At 59.2% G+C, this 23,902-nt stretch carries 20 protein-coding genes; 9 read left to right on the top strand and 11 right to left on the bottom strand.

Annotated features, from left to right (window positions below):
- The first annotated feature begins 1 nt into the window (after nt 1).
- Together ACIPF8_RS07360 and ACIPF8_RS07365 are read left to right on the top strand one after the other, a co-directional pair.
- Nucleotides 2-487, top strand: coding sequence for a YajQ family cyclic di-GMP-binding protein (locus ACIPF8_RS07360; protein WP_061532624.1), 486 nt, complete (start codon nt 2-4; stop codon nt 485-487).
- A 117-nt stretch (nt 488-604) separates the two neighbouring features.
- Nucleotides 605-1,240 (top strand): TIGR02281 family clan AA aspartic protease, encoded by a 636-nt coding sequence (locus ACIPF8_RS07365; protein WP_400418952.1) that lies wholly within the window; start codon nt 605-607, stop codon nt 1,238-1,240.
- 57 nt (nt 1,241-1,297) lie between these two features.
- On the opposite strand, the gene aroG is transcribed toward ACIPF8_RS07365, so the two are convergent.
- The 3 genes from aroG to ACIPF8_RS07380 form a co-directional block, all read right to left on the bottom strand.
- Nucleotides 1,298-2,365 (bottom strand): 3-deoxy-7-phosphoheptulonate synthase AroG, encoded by a 1,068-nt coding sequence (gene aroG, locus ACIPF8_RS07370; RefSeq protein ID WP_061532622.1) that lies wholly within the window; start codon nt 2,363-2,365, stop codon nt 1,298-1,300.
- Between the two features lie 285 nt (nt 2,366-2,650).
- Nucleotides 2,651-3,856 (bottom strand): MFS transporter, encoded by a 1,206-nt coding sequence (locus ACIPF8_RS07375; RefSeq protein WP_400418956.1) that lies wholly within the window; start codon nt 3,854-3,856, stop codon nt 2,651-2,653.
- A 183-nt stretch (nt 3,857-4,039) separates the two neighbouring features.
- Nucleotides 4,040-4,495, bottom strand: coding sequence for a hypothetical protein (locus tag ACIPF8_RS07380; protein ID WP_400418958.1), 456 nt, complete (start codon nt 4,493-4,495; stop codon nt 4,040-4,042).
- A gap of 700 nt (nt 4,496-5,195) precedes the next feature.
- Between ACIPF8_RS07380 and ACIPF8_RS07385 the strand changes: the two genes are divergently transcribed.
- The 6 genes from ACIPF8_RS07385 (at nt 5,196) to ACIPF8_RS07410 (ending at nt 9,271) form a co-directional block, all read left to right on the top strand.
- Nucleotides 5,196-5,759 carry a methylated-DNA--[protein]-cysteine S-methyltransferase gene (locus tag ACIPF8_RS07385; RefSeq protein WP_400418961.1) on the top strand — a complete coding sequence of 188 codons (564 nt, stop codon included), beginning with the start codon at nt 5,196-5,198 and terminating at the stop codon, nt 5,757-5,759.
- Nucleotides 5,756-6,493, top strand: coding sequence for a 2OG-Fe(II) oxygenase (locus ACIPF8_RS07390; protein WP_400418964.1), 738 nt, complete (start codon nt 5,756-5,758; stop codon nt 6,491-6,493). Before ACIPF8_RS07385 ends, ACIPF8_RS07390 begins: the two co-directional genes overlap by 4 nt.
- Before the next feature lie 10 nt (nt 6,494-6,503).
- Nucleotides 6,504-7,157: a DNA oxidative demethylase AlkB gene (gene alkB / locus ACIPF8_RS07395; RefSeq protein ID WP_400418967.1), complete on the top strand. Its 654-nt coding sequence runs from the start codon at nt 6,504-6,506 to the stop codon at nt 7,155-7,157.
- Nucleotides 7,158-7,817: a DNA-3-methyladenine glycosylase family protein gene (locus tag ACIPF8_RS07400; RefSeq protein WP_400418970.1), complete on the top strand. Its 660-nt coding sequence runs from the start codon at nt 7,158-7,160 to the stop codon at nt 7,815-7,817. It begins immediately after the preceding gene.
- A 117-nt stretch (nt 7,818-7,934) separates the two neighbouring features.
- On the top strand, nt 7,935-9,014 hold the full coding sequence (gene ada, locus ACIPF8_RS07405; protein ID WP_400418972.1) for a bifunctional DNA-binding transcriptional regulator/O6-methylguanine-DNA methyltransferase Ada: 1,080 nt from the start codon (nt 7,935-7,937) through the stop codon (nt 9,012-9,014).
- A 5-nt stretch (nt 9,015-9,019) separates the two neighbouring features.
- On the top strand, nt 9,020-9,271 hold the full coding sequence (locus ACIPF8_RS07410; RefSeq protein WP_400418975.1) for an Ada metal-binding domain-containing protein: 252 nt from the start codon (nt 9,020-9,022) through the stop codon (nt 9,269-9,271).
- A 1-nt stretch (nt 9,272) separates the two neighbouring features.
- Here ACIPF8_RS07410 and ACIPF8_RS07415 read toward each other — a convergent pair whose 3' ends face one another.
- From ACIPF8_RS07415 to ACIPF8_RS07430, 4 genes are all read right to left on the bottom strand, one after another.
- The gene (locus tag ACIPF8_RS07415; protein ID WP_400418977.1) at nt 9,273-9,791 is read right to left on the bottom strand and encodes a GNAT family N-acetyltransferase; all 519 of its coding nucleotides are present in this window, start codon (nt 9,789-9,791) and stop codon (nt 9,273-9,275) included.
- Nucleotides 9,775-11,235: a metalloprotease TldD gene (tldD, locus tag ACIPF8_RS07420; RefSeq protein WP_400418980.1), complete on the bottom strand. Its 1,461-nt coding sequence runs from the start codon at nt 11,233-11,235 to the stop codon at nt 9,775-9,777. The genes ACIPF8_RS07415 and tldD overlap by 17 nt, the downstream gene beginning before the upstream one ends.
- Nucleotides 11,236-11,401: 166 nt before the next feature.
- On the bottom strand, nt 11,402-12,235 hold the full coding sequence (locus tag ACIPF8_RS07425) for a carbon-nitrogen hydrolase family protein (protein ID WP_400418983.1): 834 nt from the start codon (nt 12,233-12,235) through the stop codon (nt 11,402-11,404).
- A 63-nt stretch (nt 12,236-12,298) separates the two neighbouring features.
- Nucleotides 12,299-16,513: a YhdP family protein gene (locus ACIPF8_RS07430; protein WP_400418986.1), complete on the bottom strand. Its 4,215-nt coding sequence runs from the start codon at nt 16,511-16,513 to the stop codon at nt 12,299-12,301.
- Nucleotides 16,514-16,830: 317 nt separating this feature from the next.
- Between ACIPF8_RS07430 and glnE the strand changes: the two genes are divergently transcribed.
- Nucleotides 16,831-19,575 (top strand): bifunctional [glutamate--ammonia ligase]-adenylyl-L-tyrosine phosphorylase/[glutamate--ammonia-ligase] adenylyltransferase, encoded by a 2,745-nt coding sequence (gene glnE, locus ACIPF8_RS07435; RefSeq protein ID WP_400418988.1) that lies wholly within the window; start codon nt 16,831-16,833, stop codon nt 19,573-19,575.
- Here the strand turns inward: glnE and ACIPF8_RS07440 are convergent.
- The 4 genes from ACIPF8_RS07440 to tkt all read right to left on the bottom strand — a co-directional run bounded on the left by ACIPF8_RS07440 (nt 19,572) and on the right by tkt (nt 23,801).
- The gene (locus ACIPF8_RS07440) at nt 19,572-19,940 is read right to left on the bottom strand and encodes a hypothetical protein (protein ID WP_400418991.1); all 369 of its coding nucleotides are present in this window, start codon (nt 19,938-19,940) and stop codon (nt 19,572-19,574) included. The genes glnE and ACIPF8_RS07440 overlap by 4 nt on opposite strands.
- Before the next feature lie 213 nt (nt 19,941-20,153).
- Nucleotides 20,154-21,167 carry a type I glyceraldehyde-3-phosphate dehydrogenase gene (gap, locus tag ACIPF8_RS07445; RefSeq protein ID WP_400418994.1) on the bottom strand — a complete coding sequence of 338 codons (1,014 nt, stop codon included), beginning with the start codon at nt 21,165-21,167 and terminating at the stop codon, nt 20,154-20,156.
- 67 nt (nt 21,168-21,234) lie between these two features.
- Nucleotides 21,235-21,810: a GNAT family N-acetyltransferase gene (locus tag ACIPF8_RS07450; protein ID WP_400418996.1), complete on the bottom strand. Its 576-nt coding sequence runs from the start codon at nt 21,808-21,810 to the stop codon at nt 21,235-21,237.
- The gene (gene tkt / locus ACIPF8_RS07455) at nt 21,807-23,801 is read right to left on the bottom strand and encodes a transketolase (RefSeq protein WP_400418999.1); all 1,995 of its coding nucleotides are present in this window, start codon (nt 23,799-23,801) and stop codon (nt 21,807-21,809) included. Before tkt ends, ACIPF8_RS07450 begins: the two co-directional genes overlap by 4 nt.
- Nucleotides 23,802-23,902 lie beyond the last annotated feature (101 nt).

A 23,902-nucleotide genomic window follows, 5' to 3' on the forward strand; every position in this document is an offset into this window, starting at 1 on the left:
CATGCCATCATTCGACACCGTATCGGAAGCCAATCTGGTTGAAGTCAAGAATGCCAACGACCAGGCCAACAAGGAAATCACGACACGCTTTGACTTCAAGGGCAGCGACGCCCGCATCGAACTGAAGGAACGCGATCTGACCGCCTACGCCGACTCCGAATTCCAGCTCGGCCAGGTGCGCGATGTGCTGACCTCCAAGCTGGTCAAGCGCAACGTCGACGTGCGTTTCCTCGACATCGGCAAGATCGAGAAAATCGGCGGCGACAAGGTCAAGCAAGTCATCAAGATCAAGAACGGCATCGAATCCGAAGCCGCCAAGAAGATCGTGCGTATCGTCAAGGACAGCAAGATGAAGGTCCAGGCCAGCATCCAGGGCGACGCCGTGCGCATTACAGGCGCCAAGCGTGACGACCTGCAGGCTGCGATGGCGATGCTGCGCAAGGAAGTCGCTGACCTGCCACTGGAATTCAATAACTTCCGCGATTAAATCCCGCAATTAAATTGTGCCACGGCAACCTGTAGGGTTATCATTCAGCCACTGTTGCCGGCGGCCCATCAAACCAGCAGCGCCCTCTTCAACTCCTGCCACGAAAGTCGGATAACCATGCGCCTGCTTGCATTAACCCCTAGCCTGTTGTTGTTTGCTGCGCTTGCAGCCCAAGCTTCCGATATCGGCGTGGTCGGCCTGTTTCCGGGCAAAGCAGTGCTGGTGATTGACGGTTCCGCACCGAAGACATTCTCGGTCGGCAGCAAAGTGACGGATGACGTCAAGCTGGTGGAAGCCAACGGCTCGAGCGCTACGCTGGAGGTCAAAGGCAAGCGGCAAGTGATCGGCATCGGCGACTACGTCAGTCGCAGTGCGCCGGGAGCCACATCCAGCGTCACCTTGAAAGTCAATCCGCAAGGCCACTTTGTGGCGCAGGCCCAGATCAACGGCAGCATGGTCACCATGCTGGTCGATACCGGCGCCACCATGATCGCGCTGCCGGCGTCGGAAGCGACCCGGCTTGGCGTCGATTATAAAAAGGGCCAGATGACCATGGTCAGCACCGCCAACGGCGCTGCACCGGCGTATCGGGTCAAACTCAATACGGTCAAGCTGGGTGATATCGAAATGAATCAGGTCGATGCACTGGTTCAGGAAGGCGGACTGCCGTTTGCACTGCTAGGCATGTCGTTCCTGAACCGTACCGAGATGCGCCGCGAAGGCGAGATGATGGTGTTGACCAAGCGCTTCTGAGCGCTTGATCAATGGCCAATGGCCGGGAGGTTGATCCTCCGGCCTGCAGGGACCGACTCAGGCCGGGCTGCTGTTCAGCAAGCGGCGCTGTTTGACCGACTCGGCCAATCCTTCCAACACTGCCACGCTTTCTTCCCAATTGATGCAACCGTCAGTTACCGACTGGCCGTAAGTCAACTCCTTGCCAGGCACCAGATCCTGGCGTCCGCCGATCAAATGCGATTCCACCATGACGCCAACGATGCGGTCGTCGCCGGCGGCAATCTGGCGGCCGATGTCGGCGCAAACAGGAATCTGGTTTTCCGGCTTCTTCGAGCTGTTGGCGTGCGATGCATCGATCATCAGGCGCGAAGCCAGGCCACTGCTGGCGATATCCTTGCAAGCCGCATCAACGCTGGCCGCATCATAGTTCGGCGCCTTGCCGCCGCGCAGGATGATATGGCAATCTTCATTGCCGTTGGTCGAGACGATCGCCGAGTGGCCGCCCTTGGTCACCGACAGGAAATGATGCGGCTGCGAAGCGGCCTTGATCGCGTCAACTGCAATCTTGATGTTGCCGTCAGTGCCGTTCTTGAAACCGACCGGGCACGACAGGCCGGATGCCAACTCGCGATGCACCTGTGATTCAGTGGTGCGGGCGCCGATTGCACCCCAGCTGATCAGGTCGGCAATGTATTGCGGGCTGATCACATCGAGGAATTCGGTGCCGGCCGGCAGGCCCAGCTCGTTGATGTTGAGCAGCAGTTCGCGCGCCATGCGCAGGCCGTCGTTGATGCGGAAGCTGTTATCCATGTACGGATCGTTGATCAGGCCCTTCCAGCCGACCGTGGTGCGCGGCTTTTCGAAATAGACACGCATCACGATTTCCAGTTCACCCTTGAAACGATCGCGTTCACCGACCAGGCGACGCGCGTATTCCATCGCGGCCTTGGTGTCGTGGATCGAGCAAGGTCCGATGACAACCATCAAGCGGTCATCCTGGCCGTGCAGAATGCGATGCAGCGCAATCCGGGAATTGGCGGCGGTATCAGCCACTTTCTCGGAGCAGCCGAATTCGCGGATCAAATGTGATGGTGGGACTAATTCTTTCATTTCTCGTATGCGCAGATCGTCGGTGCGTAGCATGTTTTTCTCCTGGCTCAAAAGTGACTGGGTATAAAAAAACCGCCATCGCTGGCGGTTTTTTAGAAAATTTCGGTTTGGTTTCTACTTACGAACGCTTACCGCTTTTCACCGCCGTGGGGCTGGAATAGCTAAAGTAAAAAAAGAAGTAAGCGCGTGCGAAGGACATGTATTTAAGCTAAGTATGATTAAAACCAAGGCCAATAGTGCAGCAATTCCGGCGGTTTGGCAAGGCCAGTATTACCACATTATTCATATGCAACAAATCAACATTGCCCGTTTGCAAATTCAATGTCCGGCCACCGCATGTTGAGGACGCGCCAGCGGCGAGATGCCATCGCGCTGGTCCAAACGTCCTGCAAGCGATGTCAAACCCAGTGCCGCCAGCACCACGATGGCGCCGATCCACGGTGTCGCCATCAACCCCAGATGGCTGACGATCAAACCGCCGCCCCAGGCGCCAAGCGCAATGCCGACGTTGAAAGCGGCGATATTCAAGCCGGACGCCACATCTACTGCTTGCGGCGCATGCCGTTCCGCCTGTTGCACCACGTACACCTGCAATCCCGGCACATTGCCGAAAGCGAACGCGCCCCAAGCCAGTACAGTCAACACAGCCAGCCACGGATTCGAAGCCGTAAAGGTCAACACAAACAATACTAACGCCAACAACGCAAACACGATCTGCAGGGCGCGAATCGGGCCCTTCTTGTCGGCCAGCTTGCCACCCCAGATATTGCCGAAGGCGACCGAGACGCCGTACACCAGCATCACCAGGCTGACAGTAGAGGCCGAGAAGCCGGTGATTTCCTGCAGGATCGGCGCCAGATAAGTGAACGCGATAAATGAACCGCCATAGCCGAGCGCCGTGATCGCATAGACCAGCAGCAGGCGCGGCTTCTTCAACACCGCAGCTTGCGTCAGCAGCGAAGCAGGCTTGCTGCCTGCGATGTCATGCGGCACCAGCATCCAGCTGCCGATAAAGGCAACTACGCCCAGCAGCGACACCGCCAGGAAAGTCGACTGCCAGCCCCACATCTGGCCGATCCAGGTCCCCAGCGGCACGCCGGTCACCAGCGCTACGGTGAGCCCGGTAAACATGATGGCAATCGCGCTAGCCGCTTTTTCTTTCGGCACCAGGCTGGTAGCAATGGTGGAGCCGATCGAGAAGAACACGCCGTGCGCCAATCCGGTCAGCACGCGCGCCGCCATCAAGGCTTCGTACCCCGGCGCCATCCAGGCCACCAGGTTACCGACCGTGAACAGCGCCATCAGGCCCAGCAGCAAGGCCTTGCGCGGCACTCGCGCGGTCAACGCCGTCAGCACCGGCGCGGCAACCGCAACCCCCAGCGCATAAAGACTAACCAACAACCCAGCCGAAGGAACCGAAACTCCCAGGCTGGAAGCAATAGTCGGGATCAGCCCGACAATGACGAACTCCGTCGTCCCGATAGCAAAAGCGCTGAGCGTCAGCGCCCAAAGTGCGAGTGGCATGATGTTTTCCTATTCAATTAAACGCCACGCAGTTTGACCGCCCCGGCGCCAAAGAAAAACCGCTCTGCCCACAATACATATTTGACTTGAAATCACAAATTCATAGAATTTAGTACAAATTTTGCACAAAACATTCAAAAACACTCTAGTTCCTGTGTGTGCTCCGTGGTCCGTTAAATGGGGTCAGAGTAATTTTCGCGAAAAGCCGCGAAAAAAAACTCCGACCCCATTTAACTGCGCGGGGTTGGTTTTGACGTTGTTGTTGGTTTTGATGTTGGTTTTGTTGTTGGTTTTGTTGTTGGTTTTGATGTTGGTTTTGATGTTGCTTTTGAACTGGCTTTTGACGTTGCCGCTGCTTTTGACTTTTCGCATGCTGACGTTGCCAAATGAGACGGGTGACAGTCGGGAATTATGGGACACATGTTTGAGCGCAGCGAGTTTGTGTCCCATCCGACTGGCGCGCGTCTCATTTGGGAACCCGCCAACGGCGGGCAACGGCTGTGCGATCGCCTTCTTTTGGTTACTTTTCTTGGCGAAGCAAGAAAAGTGACTAGCTGCCGGGCTACCCCCGGCAAGCACCCACGGAGTAGCAACCGTTTTAAGTAACGTCAGACGAACAAGACTGATGCGCCACCGCACACACTCCGTAGTCCGTTAAAAGGGGTCAGAGTAATTTTCGCAAAAGACCGCGAAAAAAAACTCCGACCCCATTTAACTGCGCGGGGTTGGTTTTGACGTTGTTGTTGGTTTTGAACTGGCCTTTGACGTTGCCGCTGCTTTTGACTTTTCGCATGCTGACGTTGCCAAATGGGACGGGCGACAGTCGGGAATTATGGGACACATGTTTGAGCGCAGCGAGTTTGTGTCCCATCCGACTGGCGCGCGGCTCATTTGGGAACCCGCCAACGGCGGGCAACGGCTGTGCGATCGCCTTTCTTTGCTTACTTTCGGGCGCCCGGCTAGGGGCGAAGCAAAGAAAGTGAGTAGCTGCCGGGCTACCCCCGGCTAGCTTCCACGGAGTAGTAACCGTGTTAAGTAACGACATCCGCTCATTGCAGGTGCGCCACTAAACTCACTCCGTAGCCCGTTAAAAGGGGTCAGAGTAATTTTCGGCAAAACCCCGCCGAAAAAAAACTCCGACCCCATTTAACTACTGTCCCATTTAACTACCGCTCCATTTAACTACTACGCTCATTTAGCCACTGCACTCATTTAGCTACTGCCGCCCCTCTTTTTACTGCGTGACGCTGTAACTGAATTTGACCGCAAGACCCGGAGTGCGGCACCTCAGCACGATACCTAAACTGGAAGCCGTCAACATCCCCTCTCCGGAGAACTCATGAACACCTCGCACAACACAAGCACCACAAAACTCCATCTGCGCCAATCCGATGCAACAATAACGGACACGATCGAATACGCCATCGGCAACAACCCACTAGGAAATTTCCTGGTAGCCCAAACCACCCACGGCATCTGCGCCATCCTGTTCGGCGATGATCAGAAAACCATGGAAGCAGAACTGAAGCAACACTTCCCGCAAGCCAAACTCGCCGACAACACCAACACCCTTGGCGCATTACTCGAACAAGTCAACACCCTGATCGACTCACCCCAACAAGGCATCGATCAAAAGCTAGACCTCGGCGGCACCGCATTCCAACAGCAAGTATGGCAAGCCCTGCTCACCATCCCCGCAGGCAGCACCGCCAGCTACACCGACATCGCCAAGCGCCTGGGCCAACCCGACGCCGTGCGCGCAGTAGCCGGTGCTTGCGCCGCCAACATCGTCGCGCTGGCCATTCCCTGCCACCGCGTGATCAAACTCGACGGCACGCTGTCCGGCTATCGCTGGGGCGTAGAACGCAAGCGGACACTACTGCAACGCGAGGCGCAGGCATGAACGCGCGAACGCCTATGCAGCTTGCCGCAACAATCGAGGACCGTTTGCGGAATATCGTCTGGCCTGATGTGCAAGAAAACCTGGACAGCTACGGCAGTGCAATACTGCCCAGGCTGCTCACTCCGGATGAATGCGACACGCTGACGGCCATGTATCCGCGCAACGACATCTTCCGCAGCCGCGTCGTGATGGAACGCCACGGCTTCGGTCGCGGCGAATACAAATACTTCAGCTACCCGCTGCCAGATCTGATCGGCGACTTGCGCAGCGCGTTCTATCCGCGCCTGGCGCCGCTCGCCAACCGCTGGCACGACATGATGAATATCGATACCCGCTTCCCGCCACAGCACGCCGACTTCATCGCCCGCTGCCACGCCGCCGGCCAATTGCGACCGACGCCATTGCTGCTGCAGTACGGCGTCGGCGACTACAACTGCCTGCACCAGGACCTGTACGGCGAACACGTTTTCCCGCTGCAGGTGGCGATCCTGCTGTCTGAACCAGGCCGCGATTTCAGCGGTGGCGAATTCGTGATGACCGAGCAGCGGCCACGCATGCAATCGCGTCCCGAAGTGCTGCCGTTGACGCAAGGCGACGCGCTGGTGTTCGCGGTCCATCATCGTCCGGTACAAGGCCAGCGCGGCACTTATAGGGTAAATTTACGGCATGGCGTCAGCCGCATCCGATCCGGGGCGCGGCACACGCTAGGCGTGATTTTCCACGATGCCCAATGAAGAGTACTGCATGAACCTGGATTTGTTCGATACGCTGGAGCCAAGCGACAATCGTCAGCAGCAGCTGGCGCAAGATGCATTCGTATTGCGCGGCTTCGCCATTCCGTATGTGCCTGAACTGCTGCCGGCGCTGGCAGCCATCCAGCAAGCCGCACCGTTCCGGCATCTGGTGACACCCGGCGGCTTGCGCATGTCGGTGGCGCTTACCAATTGCGGCCGGCTCGGCTGGACCAGCGACCGCCACGGCTATCGCTATACCGCAACCGATCCCGACAGCGGCCGCCCGTGGCCAGCCATGCCGGCGGTGTTCCTGCGCCTGGCGCAAGCGGCAGCGGCACAAGCCGGCTTTGACGCATTCATGCCCGATGCCTGCCTGGTGAATCGCTATGAACCCGGCACCAAACTGTCGCTGCATCAGGACAAGGATGAGCAGGACTACAACGCGCCCATCGTTTCTGTCTCGCTCGGCATCCCCGCACTGTTCCAGTTCGGCGGCCATGCGCGCAGCGACAAGGCAGAGCGCGTACCGCTGTTCCATGGCGATGTGGTGGTGTGGGGCGGCGTCGACCGGCTGCGCTACCACGGCGTGCTGCCACTGAAGGAAGGCCAGCATCCGCTGCTGGGCCGGCAACGCATCAATTTCACATTTCGCAAGGCAGGTTAAATGCCTACATCAAGCAAGATCGCCGCGGATATTTCCGCAAAATCCTATCGCCGTGCCGAAGCTTTCCTGTCCGCACTGGACAATGACTGGGCGCGCCATATCGCCAACATCGGCCCTTGCCGCCACGCCGCCAAACCGGAGCGCGAACCATATCAGGCGTTAGTGCGCGCGATCGCCTACCAGCAGTTGCACGCACGCGCCGGCGACGCCATCCTGGGCCGCATGCTGGCGCTCTATGCCGATGCCGACTTCCCCAGCCCTCAGCAATTGCTGGATACCGAAGTCGCCACCTTGCGCGCCTGCGGCTTCTCCGCCACCAAGATCGCCACCATCCACGGCATTGCGCAAGCCGCGCTGGACGGCGTCATTCCGCTGCGCGCCACTGCACTAAAAATGCACGACGCGGATCTCATCGAGCGATTGGTGACGCTACGCGGCGTCGGCCGCTGGACCGTGGAAATGCTGCTGATTTATACGCTGGAGCGTTCCGACATCCTGCCTGCCGACGACTTTGGCGTGCGCGAAGGCTATCGCCGCCTGAAGCAATTGGAGCAGGCGCCGACCAGGAGGCAGATGGAACAAATCGGCCTGGCCTGGAGCCCCTACCGCACTGTGGCAGCCTGGTATTTGTGGCGCATGCCGAAAGAGCAAGTGCAGTAAGTGCAATGGCAAAGCGGGTATGATCGAAAATGATCGGAATTTGAAAGCAAGAGCCGGAGTGTCAACCGCAGCAAGCCGCAGTAAGGTGGATGCCAAGACCAACCATTGGAAGCAGATATGCGAACGCTGACGCAACACCAGCAAACCGACAAGCAAGCGGCGCAAAGCGATCCGCGCTGGGCCATGGTGCAGGCGCGCGATCCAGCTGCGGACACCTTGTTCGTGTATGCGGTCAAAACCACCGGCGTGTACTGCCGGCCAAGCAGCCCGACGCGCCTGCCGCGTCCGGAAAATGTTGAATTCTTCGATACCCCGGCAGCAGCGGAGGCCGCCGGCTACCGCGCCAGCAAACGTGCGGCCGACCAGACCTCGATCGCCGCCCAGCATGCCGCGCTCGTCGCCAAGGCCTGCCGTCACATCGAAAGCGCTGAGGAGTTGCCCAGCCTGGAAATGCTGGCGGCCGAAGCCGGCCTCAGCCTGTACCATTTCCATCGCGTATTCAAGGCCGTCGCCGGACTGACGCCGAAAGGCTACGCCGACGCCCATCGCGCCAAAAAAATCCGCGCCGGCCTCGACCGCAATCATTCGGTGACCGAAGCCATCTACGACGCCGGCTTCAACTCCAACAGCCGCTTCTATGAAGCTTCAGGCAAGGTACTGGGGATGACGCCGAGCGATTACCGCGCCGGCGGCGCCAACACCGAGATCCGCTTTGCGATTGGCGAATGTTCGCTGGGTGCGATCCTGGTGGCGCAAAGCGAACGCGGCGTGTGCGCAATCCTGCTGGGCGACGATCCAGACAAACTGGCGCATGACCTGCAGGATAAATTCCCGCGCGCCAGCCTGATCGGCGGCGACCGCCATTTCGAGCAACTGGTGGCGCAAGTGGTCGGCTTCATCGAAGCGCCGGCGCTGGGTCTGGACCTGCCGCTGGATGTGCGCGGCACTGCGTTCCAGGAGCGCGTGTGGCAGGCGCTGCGCGAAATTCCTATCGGCAGTACGGCAAGCTATGCGGAAATCGCCGCCCGCATCGGCGCGCCCAAAGCGGTGCGCGCGGTTGCCCAGGCTTGCGGCGCAAACTCGCTGGCGGTGGCAATTCCCTGCCACCGTGTAGTGCGCAGTGATGGCGCACTCTCGGGTTATCGGTGGGGAGTGGAACGCAAGCGCGCCCTGCTGGAACGTGAAAGCCAGGATTGACGCAGATGTGGAAACTTATCGGTCCCGACGGCATAAGCTATGACAGCGAAAGGATCGGCAGCCTAGGCGGTCATCGCCGCGGACGGATATACGGCCGCCTCGATTGCCGCGCGGCGCTGCAAGCTATTGCGCGTGGCGGCTATGTGGCGAACCGGGTGTTTTTTCTGAATGAAGAAGATGCGCGCAGCGCCGGCTACCGGCCCTGCGCGGTGTGCTTGCCAGAGGCCTACGCGCGCTGGAAAGCCGCCAATAAATAAATTAGCGTGACGGCTGCTGTGACAATGGCGGCGCGATCATGTGGATGTGCGAGATGCCGTCTTCGTCATACAACTCGCCGACCGGTTCGAAACCGAAGCTCCCGTAAAAGCGCTGCAGATGCGCCTGGGCGCCGATCTTGATGGCGTTACCGGGAAACAGCGCAGCGGTTTGCGCCATGGCCTGCTGCATCAGTTCGTAACCAGCTCTCTTGCCACGCAGTTCAGGTGCGGTCACCACGCGACCGATCGACGGATATTCAAACGCTTTACCAGGCGGCACGATACGCGCATAAGCGCCCAGCTCGCCGTTCGGCAAATAACCGAGACCATGCCAGGAGTGCACATCGATGCCATCCGCATCCTGAAATACGCAAGTTTGCTCCAGCACGAAAACGCGCTGCCGCAATTGCATTGCCTGGTACAACTGTAAAGTGTTCAATTCCTGGAATGACAGCCACTGCCATTCCATCTGCTGTTTTTCAACCAATGCTGCCACCGTCATCTTAAGCCGTACCTCCAACAGTCACGCCATCGATGCGCAAAGTCGGCTGGCCGACGCCGACCGGTACACTCTGGCCTTCCTTGCCGCAGACGCCGACACCTGGATCGAGTTTCATGTCGTTGCCGATCATCGAAACCCGGTTCAGCACATCAGGGCCATTGCCGATCAGGGTTGCACCCTTGACCGGATAAGTGACCTTGCCGTTTTCGATCATGTAGGCCTCGCTCGCCGAGAACACGAACTTGCCGTTGGTGATATCGACCTGGCCACCGCCGAAATTCACCGCGTACAAGCCGTTCTTGACCGATGCCAGGATTTCCGCCGGATCCTTGTCGCCGGCCAGCATGTAGGTATTGGTCATGCGCGGCATCGGCAGGTGGGCGAACGATTCACGGCGCGCATTGCCGGTCACCGGCATCTTCATCAGGCGCGCATTCATCGTATCCTGGATATAGCCTTTCAGGATGCCGTCTTCAATCAGCGTAGTGCACTGGCTTGGATTGCCTTCATCATCGATATTCAGTGAACCGCGCCGATCCGCAATGGTGCCGTCGTCGACCACGGTCACGCCCTTGGCGGCAACCCGTTCGCCGATACGGCCGGAGAATGTGCTGGAGCCCTTGCGGTTGAAGTCGCCTTCGAGGCCATGGCCGATCGCTTCGTGCAACAGGATGCCGGGCCAGCCCGGTCCGAGCACCACAGTCATCGGGCCTGCCGGCGCCGGACGCGCATCCAGGTTGACCAATGCCGACGCAACCGCATCGGCGGCATATTGTTCCAGCAATGCATCGCTGAAATAGCTGTAGCTGTAGCGTCCGCCGCCACCGCTGCTGCCGGTTTCGCGACGGCCATTCTGTTCGACGATAACAGTCACCGAGAGCCGTACCAGCGGCCGGATATCGGCGGCGATGACGCCGTCGCTGCGCGCCACCAGCACCACATCGTATTCGGCAGCCAGGCCAGCCATGACTTGCACCACGCGTGGATCCTTGGCCCGCGCCATGCGCTCGACGCGCTCCAGCAGCTTGACCTTCTCGGTCGCATCCAGCGACACCAGCGGATCGTGCGGCATATATAAGGAGCGACCACCGCTCTGTTGCATGCCGGCGGCGATCTTGATCTTGCCGGCGCCTTGGCGGGCGATGGTGCGCGTCGCCAGCGCGGCGTCGTGCAATGCGCGCTCGGAGATTTCATCGGAATACGAGAAGGCAGTCTTGTCGCCGGAGATGGCGCGCACGCCGACGCCCTGGTCGATCGAGAAGCTGCCGGTCTTGACGATGCCCTCTTCCAGGCTCCAGCCTTCGCTCTTGGTAAACTGGAAATACAGGTCGGCGTAATCAACCTTGTGCGTGAACATGGTCCCGAGCGCTTTCAGCAGGCTCGATTCGTCCAGGCCGAAAGGGGTCAACAGGATATCGCGAGCAATGGCTAAGGTGCCCAGGTTTGGTTCAAATGGCTTCATGGTAATTCGGCTTTGCAAATGGAGTAATGCGGATTGTAGAGCATCCGCCCGGGTATCGTGTAGTTGCGGCCGCACTGGCCGGGTCAGGAGTTGCGCTGCGCCAATCGGAAACACTCAAACAATTATCCGCGGCAATATCAAAACATGCTTGATTGCCAATGGTTGGCTATAGTTTGCGATGCTGCAATGCCGGCAAACTATCCCGCACTCCCTTAATGAAATGGGGATCAATCACACCGCTGACAAGCCCTTCGCCCTCGGCCAGCACCGATTTAATTTCACCCCAAGGGTCGATCAGCATGCTGTGGCCCCAGGTGCGACGGCCGTTTGGATGCTTGCCGCCCTGCGCTGCCGCCAGTACATAGCACTGGTTTTCGATGGCGCGGGCGCGCAACAATGTTTCCCAATGGGCATTGCCGGTAATGTAAGTAAATGCGGCCGGCACCACGATCAGCGCGCAATCGCCCATTGCCCGGTACAGCTCGGGAAAGCGCAGATCGTAGCAGACCGACAAGCCGACCTTGCCGAATGGCGCCTCGAAACTCCCGATTTCCTTGCCATAGGCGATGGTGCGCGCCTCGTCGTAGGATTCTTCGCCTTTGGTAAAACTGAATAAATGGATCTTGTCGTAACGGCTGACGCGTTGGCCGTCGGGGCCATAGACCAGGGTGGTGTTGAGCACTTTACCGGCCTCGCCGGCCACCATCGGCAAGGTTCCTCCGATCAGCCAGATCTTGTGTTCCGCGGCCAGCTCCGCCATGAAGGCCTGGATCTTGCCGTCATCGAGGGTTTCGGCGACGGCCAGCTTGTCGGTTTCCTTCATGCCCATGATCGGCCAGTATTCCGGCAGCAAGACCAGTTGCGCGCCTTGCCCCGCAGCTTGCGACACCAGGCGCCGCGCTGTCTTCAAATTTTCATCGATCACCGGCGTCGATACCATCTGGATGGCGGCGATCCCGAAACCGGTTGAACTGCCCTGCTGCGACGTGGTTTGACTCATGCTTGCGGACTCCTGCGCTGGAAAAATGAAGCGATCAACAATGCTGCACACCTCGACAGCATATCAGCGTCCGGAGGACAAGTCCGGACTGCTGGCCGGCGCTTCGCTCTTGTGATCCAGCTTGGTCACCACCGGATCGGTCCAGGCGCCGCTGATATTGTATTCAAAGGTAAATGCCTTCATCAGCGGATCGCGCAGGAACAGCTGCGCCAGGAAGGTGCCGATGCCGACCACCGGATTGATTGCCAGCGCCACGACGGAAGCGGTGCCGGCATTGATTTCCGGCAGCACCGCCACATGCAGGTCCTGGGTTTCGCGAGCGATGTCGGCAACACCGTCGATCAATACGGTGGCGCTGACGCCGCGCATCTTGAAGTTGTCGGTATGCGCCTTTCCCTGCGCAATCGTGGCGGTACCGACCACGCTGTCGAAGGCAAAACCTTCGGAGAAGATATCGCGGAAATCCAGCGTCAGCCGACGCGGCAGCGATTGCAGACTCAGCACACCCAGCAATTTGGCGGCGCCCGGATCGACTTTCAGGAACTGTCCGGAGGCCATGTCCAGGCTCACCTGGCCGGTCAACGACGGAATATCCATCGTGAACGGCAAACCCTTCCAGCTGACATCGCCATCCATACGCCCCTTGGCGCCGCGCAGCACATGCACAAACCCGAAGCGATCCAGCAGTTTCCCAGCGTCGACGATATCCAACGCATAGGTCAGGTTGGTGGCGTTGTCGTTATTGACGGTGGTCCATTTGCCAGCCGCCTTCAATTCGGCGTCCGGATTCTTGATCGACAATTGATGGATCCGCCATTCGCTCCCAACGTTGGCGCGGACGTTATTCGCAACCAGCTCGAGCCGTCCCAGCTTTTTACCCAACAGCTGGAAATCGTCGGCGACGATGTCCAGCCCCGGAATCTGGGTGGAGCCGCCCTTGCCTTCCAGGACTTCTCCCACATCCGATTCGCCGCCTTGCGGAATGATCAGCGACGACAGGCGCGCAGTCACCTTGCCAAGGCCGTGACCGGACGGCGATTCGCTCCAGGTCACGTAACCGGACGCTTGCTTCGAATCGATATTCACCTGCCATTGATTCTTCTGATGGGAAGCGCCGACCACCACATTATCCAATGTCTTGCCAAGCAAGATCAGCTGGGTGGCCCTGGCCGACACAAGGCTAGGTTCGGCGTATTGCGCCATGCCGGCCAGTGCCGACTCCTCGCCAGGTTTGGCAGCGCTACCCTCGTTCAGGGAACCGGCCAAGCTATTCCAGGCATCGACGTTCAGGACTTTGGCGTTGAGATTGATCGCCACGCCACTGTCCGGTTCGGGCACCGGGGCGTTGATACCGATCCCGCCACGCAGCAGTTTCCAATCGGCCGGCTTGACTGCCGGACTATTGGCCGGACCGCCCTCGGCTACGCTCTTGTTGATTGCTTTCTGCCGCTGATAACGTGCAACGATCGTCGAGCCAAGCGCCAGACGCAGTTCGTCGCGCGCAATCGATGCATCGTCGGATGCAACGCCAACCCATTCAAACTTGAGCGGCATCGGTTCGCTGGCGCTCTTGCGCAGCGGTTCCGGGAAATCCAGTCCGATTCCCTGCAAACTGGAGTCGATCAGCAATTCGGCATGATGCTCGCGTACGGTAACCGTTGCGTTGTAGCGGCTGTTACCACTGGCATGCGCCAGCAGCTTTTGCATCGCCGGGCTCGGATAACTGCTGCGCAAGCCATCGATGCCGGCTGTGCCATCGATCTTGATGACGGTCTGGTGATCGGCCTGGGTGCCGCCGCTGGCCTGCACCGGACCGCCCAGCATGCTGCCCTTGATGCCGTTCAGGTTGAAGCCTTTTTCATTGAACTCCAGCTTGCCGCTGGCATTGGCAATCGGCGGAATTTCCTTCTGCAGCACTACATCGTTGTTCAGGAACTGGAGTACGCCGGTGACCTTGCTATCCAACGGTCGCGCCAGCGGCAATTGCAGATTCAACTGCAGCTTGGCGTCGCCCTTGGCCTGCGATTCGGTGGTAAAGCCGTCGATCCAGTGCACCACCGGACTATCATTGGTGAATTGCACGAAATTCTGCAACGTGCCGGCCGCGCTGCCGTCGATCAGCAGCATCTCGTCGTGCGACGACAGATCGGGCACGGTCGCCGTCACATTGCTCAGGGCGACCGAGGAGGTCTGCGCGCTGTCGGCCTTGATCTGTAATCGGCTGCCGTCCAGCGCAATAGTGCCATTGATCTTTTCCAGCAGCGGCCATAGCGGCTGCTTGCCGTCCTGGCCGAAATGGCCAGGCTCGTATTCCAGGGTGCCGTTTTCTATCTTGCCGTTAACGCTGAACTCACCCTTCGGCTTGGCGTTGCCCGGCTCGGTACGGAACGGGAAATCGGCCAGGTCGCCCTTGACCCGGATCACCACATCCTTGGCTTTGCCATCCTTGAGCGCACCAACCAGCCAGTCGCGCAAATGATCAGGAGTATGGATCGGCAGGTAAGTGCCGATTTTTTTCAGATCGAATTCACTGATCTTGCCGGTCATGTCCATCACGCCCAATGCCACGCCGTGACGATCTTCCAATGGCAACAAATGGCTGCCCGACAGCGAACCCACCAGGCCATCCTGGATGAAATTCATGCTATCGATCTGCAGCAGCACGTTCTTGTCCTGGAAGTGCCAGCGCGCCTGCAGGTTGAGCTTGTCGAACGGCAGCACCGGTGTACTGAAATAACCCGGCAAATCCAGTTGCATCTTTTCCGACATCAGGCTCAAGACGCCGCCGTCCTGGTTGGCATTGATGCTGCCGGTCAGATTGTCGACGCCGGGAATGCCTGGCACCGCTGCTTGCGCCGGCTGGGTGGCGGTCTTCGGCTTGGCTTCGCGCGGCGCCTGGGCATTGATGGTAAGGCCGTCGAACTGGCCTTTGGCATTGTAGGAAACGATCGCCGGATAAGCACCCTGCCATTCAGCGGCAAAATCGCGCAACTGGCCACGCGGCGCAAAGTCGTCGACCATCTTGATTTGAGCGGCTGTCAACGGCAAGCGTTGGGCAAAGCTGGCCATGGTCTGCAAATCCAGCTGCTTGGCCTGCAGGCTGTATTTTTCCGGTTGCTTGCCCTTGGCCGGCAAATACGACTCACTGATCGTGGTACGCGGCAAACTCAGGCCATCGGCGGTTTTCAGCGAAAAATCGGTAAGCGTCAACGCATGGCCGTTGGCGCCGAAGGTTGGCTTGCCGTCCGCCGGCATCGCCCCCAATTCCTCATGGGCAGAAATGCGGCCGCTGATATTCTCCAGCTCCAACGGCTGCAAATCGTTGCGCAAGCGCATCGACAGGCCGTTCAACTGTAGGTCGGCGGTGAAATCGCGCACCCGGGATTGATCCAGGTCCAGCCAGGCCCGTACCGCGCCCTTGCCCTGATTCAGTTCCAGTGGGTAGTCGACGTAATCCTTCCACGCAGTCAGGTCGGCATCGTGCAGGTCAGCATACAAGGTGCCCTTCCAGCGGCTGACGTCGGAAGTCTTCTGAGCGAAAGCCGGGTGCACGAAGTTGGCCCGCACATCCACCGGCCCGGCAAACGATGCCGGCGGCGTCGCCCGCAGCGACAATTGATGGCGGCGCCAGCGGTTCTGCAGCACCAGGTCGATATTGGTCAGCGTCAACTCGGGCGCCTTGCGCAAATCGTCGCGCCAATGCAGGCGGCCGTCGCGGATGACGATTCGATGCTGCGCCAGCAACCACTCGGAACCGGAGCGGTCATTCTGCTCTTTGGAATTGATCAGGATGCCGGCGATGAACAGTTGGCCCTCGGCATCGCGCTGAATCTCCAGGTCGGGCTTGTCGATTTCCAGCGACGCCAGCCTGACGCTGCCCACCAGCAGCGAGCGCCAAGACAGGGAGGCCGCTACTTGCGGCAAGGTCAGCGCCGCCTGCCCATCCTTGTTGTGAATGACGACATTGTCCAGCTTCAGGCGTGGCTGCAGGCCATGCCAGGAGGCCTCGATGCCGCCAATCGAAATCGGATTGCCGACTTCCCTGCTCACCACTTGCTCAACCTCGGCCTTGTAATGGCCGACATTCGGCAGCACCACGTAGCGCAAACCCAGGAACAATCCACAAAACAGGAAATAGGCGACGATCAACAGCTTCAGCACGGCGCCGACAAGGTGGTGCGTCGCCAGGTTGATGTGGTTATAGGTGACAATCCAGGCACGCCAGCATAGGGCAAGTCGCGTAGTCGGCGGCAGAGATTTTGGTTGTTCTTCCAACATCAATCAGATTCGGTAAAATTAATCATTGTGAAGCAGAGTTCAAGAGTCGCCGGGCAAACCCTGCGGCGAATTACACTGCCCCCAACTGACTAGAGATAGAAACTCAAGGTAGAATAAATCGGCTGCATCTGATCGATTTCAGGGCGGCAAGCTGTCAGGTTCCGGGGTAACTGCTAAATCACGAAACCTTGGATGGTTCGACAGGCCACAAGCCCATATGTTCGCATGGATCGACGTACTCGTAGCTAAAAAAACCAATAGACGGTCGCCGGTCCTCTGATTTCCGATCAATTTTCCCTCATTTATTCGCCCAATCCGTGACTCCATCGCTCATCAGCACTACCGCCGCCTCCCGCTTTTACCAACGCTGGGTGAACGCCGAAGCCGGACGCGCCGCCCAGGTTGCCGAACTGGCCGCTCCATTGACAAGATTAACCTTCGGCCCAACGCAGTTCGGCCGCCTGTTACAAAATGAAACAGATTCCGGCATGCCGTTACCGCGCGCCATGCGTAGGCTGCGCAATCTGCTGGTGTGCACGCTGATCGAGCGCGATCTGCACGGCCGCGCCGACCTCGAAGAAGTGGTCAGCGCCATCACGTCTTTTGCCGAATTCGCAGTCAGAACCCATCTGGCAGCCCTGAGCGCCGACCTGGAAGCCTTGCATGGAACGCCGTACGGCGAGGAATCCGGCCAACCGCAAGAGTTGATCGTGCTCGGCATGGGCAAGCTGGGCGGCTGCGAACTCAACGTTTCTTCCGATATCGACCTCATCTTCGCCTATCCGGAAGATGGCGATACTCGCACAACAAACGATGAGCAACGTTCGCTATCGAACCAGGAATTCTTCACCCGGCTCGGTAAGAAGCTGATCGGCGCACTGTCTGAAATCACCGAAGACGGATTCACGTTCCGAGTCGACATGGCGCTGCGACCGAACGGCGCGTCGGGGCCGCTGGTGGCCAATTTCAACATGGTCGAAACCTACCTGGTGACGCAGGGCCGCGAGTGGGAACGCTATGCCTGGTGCAAGGCGCGCGCACTGACCGGCCGTGCCGACGACATCGCCGCGCTGGAAAGCATCAGCCGGCCGTTCGTGTTTCGCCGCTACCTGGATTTCGGCTCGATCGATGCAATGCGCTCGATGCACGCGCAAATCCGCAACGAAGTGAAACGGCTGGAAGCGTTGCATCCGGAGCGCAGCAACAACGTCAAGCTGGGACGCGGCGGCATCCGCGAGATCGAATTCCTGGCGCAAGTATTCCAGCTGATCCGCGGCGGCCGCGATAGCGACCTGCGCGACCGCTCCACCCGCGCCACATTGCGCACCCTGGCCAGCAAGAACCTGCTCGACGCCGAGGTGGTTGATAAATTGCTGCTGGCCTACGATTTCCTGCGCAACCTGGAACATCGGCTGCAATACCTGGACGATGCGCAAACCCATACTTTCCCGACCAATCCGGCCGATTGCCTGATCATCGCGCAAGCCATGGGATTTGCCGATGTGCCTTCGCTGATGCAGGTGCTGGATCAGCATCGGGCGCTGGTCGATGCCCAGTTCGACGACATCTTCAAGGACAAGCAGAGCAGCCACTCCAGCCAACAGGACTGGAGCAAGGAAGACAATGTGCTGCATACGCTGAGCGACACCGACAATCGCGAAACGATTGTCATCGTGCTCACCCATTGCGGTTTTTCCGACGCCTCCGCCGCCGCGCAGCGGCTGGTCACCACCTGGCAATCGACGCGTGTGCAGAACCTGCCGCTGGCCAGCCGCACCCGACTACTGGCGCTGGTCAATGCGGCGCTGCCGGTGATCGCCGCCATCCCGGAACCTGAACGCCATCTGCCGACCCTGAGCCGCCTGCTCGACTTCCTCGAAGCGATCGCGCGTCGCGCTGCATACCTGGCGCTGCTGACCGAATATCCGGCCACCCTGCATCGCGTGATCCGCATGATCAGCGCCAGCGGCTGGGCTGCCCAGTACCTGACCCAGCATCCGATCCTGCTGGATGAACTGCTCGATCCGCGCAGCTTGAATGCGGCTCCCGACTGGCCGGAATTCGCGCTGGAATGCCGCCGTCAACTGGACAGTGCCCCGGGCGACACCGAAAGGCAGATGGACCTGCTGCGTGAAATGCACCATGCCCAGCAGTTCCGGTTGCTGGCGCAGGATCTGGAAGGCGTCCTGAGCGTCGAGGCGCTGGCCGATCACCTGTCGATCCTGGCCGATATCCTGGTCGCCGCCACTGTGCAGGCAATCTGGAACATGATGCCGGGCCGCCACCGCGACACACCACGCTTCACCGTCATCGCCTACGGCAAGCTCGGCGGCAAGGAACTTGGCTACGTGTCCGATCTCGACGTCGTATTCCTGTATGAAGACGACGACCAGGACGGCCCGGCGCTCTACGCCAAGCTGGCGCAACGCTTCATCACCTGGATGACCAGCCACACCCCGGCCGGCATCCTGTTCGACATCGACATCGCGCTGCGCCCCGACGGCGCCAGCGGCCTGCTGGTATCGTCGTTTGCCAAGTTCGAAAAATACCAGCGCGAATCGGCATGGCTGTGGGAACACCAGGCACTGACCCGGGCCCGCTTTTGCGCCGGCGACGCCGCCATCGGCGAGCGTTTCGAAACCCTGCGCGAGGAAGTGTTGCGGCAAGAGCGCGATCCGATCGTGCTGCAACGCGAAGTGCAGGAGATGCGGCAAAAGATGCGCGACGCTCATCCCAACCGCAGCGACCGCTTCGACCTCAAGCATGACGCCGGCGGCATGATCGATATCGAATTCATCGTGCAGTACCTGATCCTGCGTCACGCTGCGGCGTACCCGCAGTTGACGGCCGACATCGGTAATATCGCCTTGTTGAAACTGTGTGGGGAATTGGGGCTGATCGATGCGGCTCTGTCGGTGGAAGTTGCGGATGCCTATCGGACCTTCCGCAAGTTGCAGCATCAGATCCGCTTGCAGGGTGAAGAGCGGGCACGTGTCGCCGCGACGCGCATAGCACACGAGATCGCTGTGGTGAAGCAGTTGTGGGCAGGGATTTTTAGCTAACTGCCACCCAGGAAAAATAGCAAGGCTGCGCCAAGCGCGCGGCCCCTGCGCTTGTCTTCCGACACGACGCTCTGCTCCTCCAGATTTTCGTGCGGCGCCTGGTCATCTTCCTCCAGCACCAGCTCGCCGGCAGCCAGGTCAGCCAAAATGCGCCGCGCCACAGTGGCATATTCAGAAGCCACCTGCAGCCGCGCACCGCCGGTCGCCACCGCAATCAGGAAATGCAGCTGATGGATGCCGCCATCGACGATGAACGCCGGTATCCGCTCGGATTCCAATAGCGCTTTCATCACGGCCAATTCGGACGGCACGGTCGAACGGGCAATCGTTTCAAAATCGCCGTGGCTATCTGCGCTGAGTGTCATACGGCCCCCTCGAAATAGGTTAGTTTATTCGCAACGGAATCAACTATAACTCAACCATGTAGGGTGGGCACAGTGTGCCCACGCGCAAATTCGCTTCACATATAAATTTGGTCCATTCTCCGCTTATTATTACGGTTACGCGTGGGCACGCTGTGCCCACCCTACAAAAAAAACGCCCCGACAAGCGGGGCGTTTTCGATATGCAAACTAGTCTTACTTGGCTGTCATCAGTGCAATCGTGGTATCCAGCATGCGGTTCGAGAAACCCCACTCGTTGTCGTACCAGCTCGACACCTTGACCAGGCGACCCGAAACCTTGGTCAGCGTGGAGTCGAAGTTCGACGATGCAGGGTTGTGGTTGAAATCAACCGATACCAGCGGCTCGACGTTGTAAGTCAGGATGCCCTTCAGTGCACCGGCTTCCGACGCTTCTTTCATGATGGCGTTGACTTCATCAACAGTGGTGTCGCGCGCAGCAACGAACGACAGGTCGACCAGCGAAACGTTGATGGTCGGCACGCGAATCGCGAAGCCATCCAGCTTGCCGTTCAGTTCCGGCAGCACCAGGCCGACAGCGGCAGCAGCGCCGGTCTTGGCAGGAATCATGCTCATGGTGGCGGAACGGGCGCGGCGCAGGTCTTCGTGATAAACGTCAGTCAGCACCTGGTCGTTGGTGTAGGAGTGAACGGTTGTCATCAGGCCGTTCAGTACGCCGATCTTGTCGTTCAGCGGCTTGACCAGCGGCGCCAGGCAGTTGGTGGTGCAGGATGCGTTGGAGATCACGGTGTCGCTGGACTTCAGCACGCCGTGGTTGACGCCGAACACGACAGTCGCGTCAACGTCCTTGCCGCCTGGTGCCGAGATGATGACTTTCTTGGCGCCGCCCTTGATGTGGGCGCTGGCCTTTTCCTTGGTGGTGAAGAAGCCGGTGCATTCCAGCACGACGTCAACGCCCAATTCGCCCCATGGCAGTTCTGCCGGATTGCGCTGTGCCAATACCTTGATACGGTCGCCATTGACCACGATCGAATCGCCATCAACTGTCACTGTGCCAGGGAACTTGCCGTGGGCAGTATCGTACTGGGTCAGGTGAGCGTTGGTTTTTGGATCGCCGAGGTCGTTGATGGCAACGATCTCGATGTCATGCTTTTTGCCGCCTTCGTAATGGGCGCGAAGGATGTTGCGGCCGATGCGGCCATAGCCATTGATGGCGACGCGAATAGTCATGGTTTTCTCCTAAGGTATTAACATTAACAATAAACTTGTGCTGCAATCAACGCCATTCAATCCGGCTTCAATTTACTCTGATAGTACGCCAGCCATAGCCGGCTTCCTGCAAATCCAGACCATCCCAGCTGAACGGTTGTTCGGCCAGCAATTCAGCGCCCAGCATCTCGTAAAACTGCCGCGCCGGACGATTCTCAGCCAACACCCAGACCAGCATGTTGTTGGCGCCGGCGGCGGCCAACGCTGCCGCCACATGCGCCACCAGCTTGCGGCCGATGCCGGCACGCTGCACCGACGGTTCCAGATAGATCGCGGTCAGCTCGGAATCGAAACCGAGCTTGGCTTCCTTGAGCGTCATGCCGGCAGCAAAACCCAGCACTTCTCCATCCACTTCAGCTACGAACACGTTGGCCGCATTCGAGGTCGCACCCAGGATACGGCTCCAGATGGCGGTGCTGTCTTCGATCTTCATGCCATCCAGATAGTCATCCGGAATGATGCCGCGGTAAGTGGCGCGCCAGCTGTCGATGCGCACCGCCGCGATCACTCCTGCATCGGCGACGGTGGCGCGACGGATGACGACATCACCAACGATGTTGGTGATGTCCATCTTGCCCATAGCCCGTGCTGCTCTTAAATTCATGCCAGTACCAGTTTGGTCTTGGCCACGACGTTTTCAACAGTGAAGCCGAAATGCTTGAACAACACAGGAGCCGGAGCCGATTCGCCGAAGGTATCGATACCGACCACAGCGCCTTCCAGGCCCACGTATTTGTGCCAGAACGCAGTCACGCCAGCTTCGATCGCCACACGTGGCAAGCCGCGTTGCAGCACGCTCGCCTTGTACGATGCTTCCTGGCGATCGAACACGTCGGCGCAAGGCATCGACACCACGCGCACCGCGATGCCTTCTTTTTCCAGTGCTGCCGCCGCTTGCATTGCCAGTTCAACTTCGGAACCGGTGGCGATCAGGATCGCCTTGGCGTCGGGCGCATCCTTGAGGATGTAAGCGCCGCGCTGGATGTTGGCGATCTGCGCCGCATCGCGTTCCTGGTATTGCAGGTTCTGGCGCGAGAAAATCAGGGTGCTCGGACCATTCTTGCGCAGCACAGCCTGTTGCCATGCCACAGCCGATTCGACGGTGTCGCATGGACGCCAGTTGTCCAGTTGCGGGATCAGGCGCAGGCTCGATACGTGCTCCACCGATTGGTGGGTCGGGCCGTCTTCGCCGAGGCCGATCGAGTCATGGGTGAACACGAAGATCGAACGGATCTTCATCAGCGCGGCCATGCGCAGTGCATTGCGGCTGTAGTCGGAGAAAGTCAGGAAAGTCGCGCCGAACGGGATGTAGCCGCCATGCAGGGCGATGCCGTTCATCATTGCGCTCATGCCGAATTCGCGCACGCCGTAGTTGATATGGTTGCCCGGCTGGTCAGCGCGCACGGCGACGCATTCTTTCCAGTTGGTCAGGTTGGAACCGGTCAGGTCGGCCGAACCGCCGAGGAATTCCGGCAACACCGGCGCCAGCGCCTGGATGGCGTTCTGGCTGGCCTTGCGGGTGGCGATGGTTTCTTTCTTCTCGACGCAGGTAGCGATGTAGGCGCTCACGGTCTGCTCGAAATTGCCTGGCAGCTCGCCCTTCATGCGGCGGGTGAATTCGCTGGCCTGTTGCGGGTATTCGGTCGCGTAAGCGGCGAACAATGCGTCCCAGTCACCTTCAAAGTGCTTGCCTTGCGCCTTGGCATCCCAGGCTTCGTAGACATCTGCCGGGATTTCAAATGGCGCGTAAGGCCAGCCCAGTGCTTCGCGCACAGCAGCGATTTCCTTGTCGCCCAGCGCTGCACCGTGCACCTTGTCGGTGCCGGCCAGGTTTGGCGACCCCTTGCCGATCACTGTCTTGCAGCAGATCAGGGTTGGCTTGTCGGACAGCTTGGCTTGGTGGATGGCGGCGCTGACGGCTTCCACATTGTGGCCGTCGACGGCGCGAATCACGTTCCAGCCGTAGGCTTCGAAACGCTTCGGGGTGTCGTCCTTGAACCAGCCTTCAACGTGGCCGTCGATCGAGATACCGTTATCATCGTACAGTGCGATCAGTTTCGACAGGCGCAATGTGCCGGCCAGCGAACAGGCTTCATGCGAAATGCCTTCCATCAGGCAGCCGTCGCCGACGAATGTGTAGGTGTAATGGTCAACGATCGGGAAATTGCCGCGGTTGAATTCCGCTGCCAGCAGGCGTTCCGCCAGCGCCATGCCGACCGCATTGGTCAGGCCCTGACCCAGTGGGCCGGTCGTGGTTTCGATCCCTGGCGTGACATCAACTTCCGGATGACCCGGAGTCTTCGAATGCATTTGACGGAAATTGCGAATCTCGTCCATCGACAGATCGTAGCCGGTCAGGTGCAGCAACGCATATTGCAGCATCGAACCATGCCCGTTCGACAAGACGAAACGATCGCGGTTGAACCAGTGCGGATTAGCCGGATTGTGACGATAATGCTTGGCCCACAGCGCAACCGCGATTTCCGCCATACCCATCGGCATGCCGGGATGGCCGGAATTGGCTTTTTGTACTGCGTCCATTGCCAGTGCGCGAATCGCATTGGCCATCTTGGTGGTCGGGAGTGTGGAAGTCATGGTGTGAGCGGTAGGCAATGGTTGTGAATTGGTCGGAGGCGAATCCGGAACCGTGCCTGACAGTGTCAGCACCGGTTATCAGAACAGCCACAAAGGCCGAT

Origin of the sequence: Collimonas sp. NPDC087041, from assembly GCF_044745265.1 — a bacterium.
Classification (GTDB): Bacteria; Pseudomonadota; Gammaproteobacteria; order Burkholderiales; family Burkholderiaceae_D; genus Collimonas.

Bases quoted from the DNA above. Each gene is read 5' to 3' on its own strand.
- ACIPF8_RS07360 (WP_061532624.1), top strand. From the start codon at position 2: ATGCCATCATTCGACACCGTATCGGAAGCCAATCTGGTTGAAGTCAAG.
- ACIPF8_RS07365 (WP_400418952.1), top strand. From the start codon at position 605: ATGCGCCTGCTTGCATTAACCCCTAGCCTGTTGTTGTTTGCTGCGCTT.
- aroG (WP_061532622.1), bottom strand. From the start codon at position 2,365: ATGCTACGCACCGACGATCTGCGCATACGAGAAATGAAAGAATTAGTC.
- ACIPF8_RS07375 (WP_400418956.1), bottom strand. From the start codon at position 3,856: ATGCCACTCGCACTTTGGGCGCTGACGCTCAGCGCTTTTGCTATCGGG.
- ACIPF8_RS07385 (WP_400418961.1), top strand. From the start codon at position 5,196: ATGAACACCTCGCACAACACAAGCACCACAAAACTCCATCTGCGCCAA.
- ACIPF8_RS07390 (WP_400418964.1), top strand. From the start codon at position 5,756: ATGAACGCGCGAACGCCTATGCAGCTTGCCGCAACAATCGAGGACCGT.
- alkB (WP_400418967.1), top strand. From the start codon at position 6,504: ATGAACCTGGATTTGTTCGATACGCTGGAGCCAAGCGACAATCGTCAG.
- ACIPF8_RS07400 (WP_400418970.1), top strand. From the start codon at position 7,158: ATGCCTACATCAAGCAAGATCGCCGCGGATATTTCCGCAAAATCCTAT.
- ada (WP_400418972.1), top strand. From the start codon at position 7,935: ATGCGAACGCTGACGCAACACCAGCAAACCGACAAGCAAGCGGCGCAA.
- ACIPF8_RS07410 (WP_400418975.1), top strand. From the start codon at position 9,020: ATGTGGAAACTTATCGGTCCCGACGGCATAAGCTATGACAGCGAAAGG.
- tldD (WP_400418980.1), bottom strand. From the start codon at position 11,235: ATGAAGCCATTTGAACCAAACCTGGGCACCTTAGCCATTGCTCGCGAT.
- ACIPF8_RS07425 (WP_400418983.1), bottom strand. From the start codon at position 12,235: ATGAGTCAAACCACGTCGCAGCAGGGCAGTTCAACCGGTTTCGGGATC.
- ACIPF8_RS07430 (WP_400418986.1), bottom strand. From the start codon at position 16,513: ATGTTGGAAGAACAACCAAAATCTCTGCCGCCGACTACGCGACTTGCC.
- ACIPF8_RS07440 (WP_400418991.1), bottom strand. From the start codon at position 19,940: ATGACACTCAGCGCAGATAGCCACGGCGATTTTGAAACGATTGCCCGT.
- gap (WP_400418994.1), bottom strand. From the start codon at position 21,167: ATGACTATTCGCGTCGCCATCAATGGCTATGGCCGCATCGGCCGCAAC.
- ACIPF8_RS07450 (WP_400418996.1), bottom strand. From the start codon at position 21,810: ATGAATTTAAGAGCAGCACGGGCTATGGGCAAGATGGACATCACCAAC.
- tkt (WP_400418999.1), bottom strand. From the start codon at position 23,801: ATGACTTCCACACTCCCGACCACCAAGATGGCCAATGCGATTCGCGCA.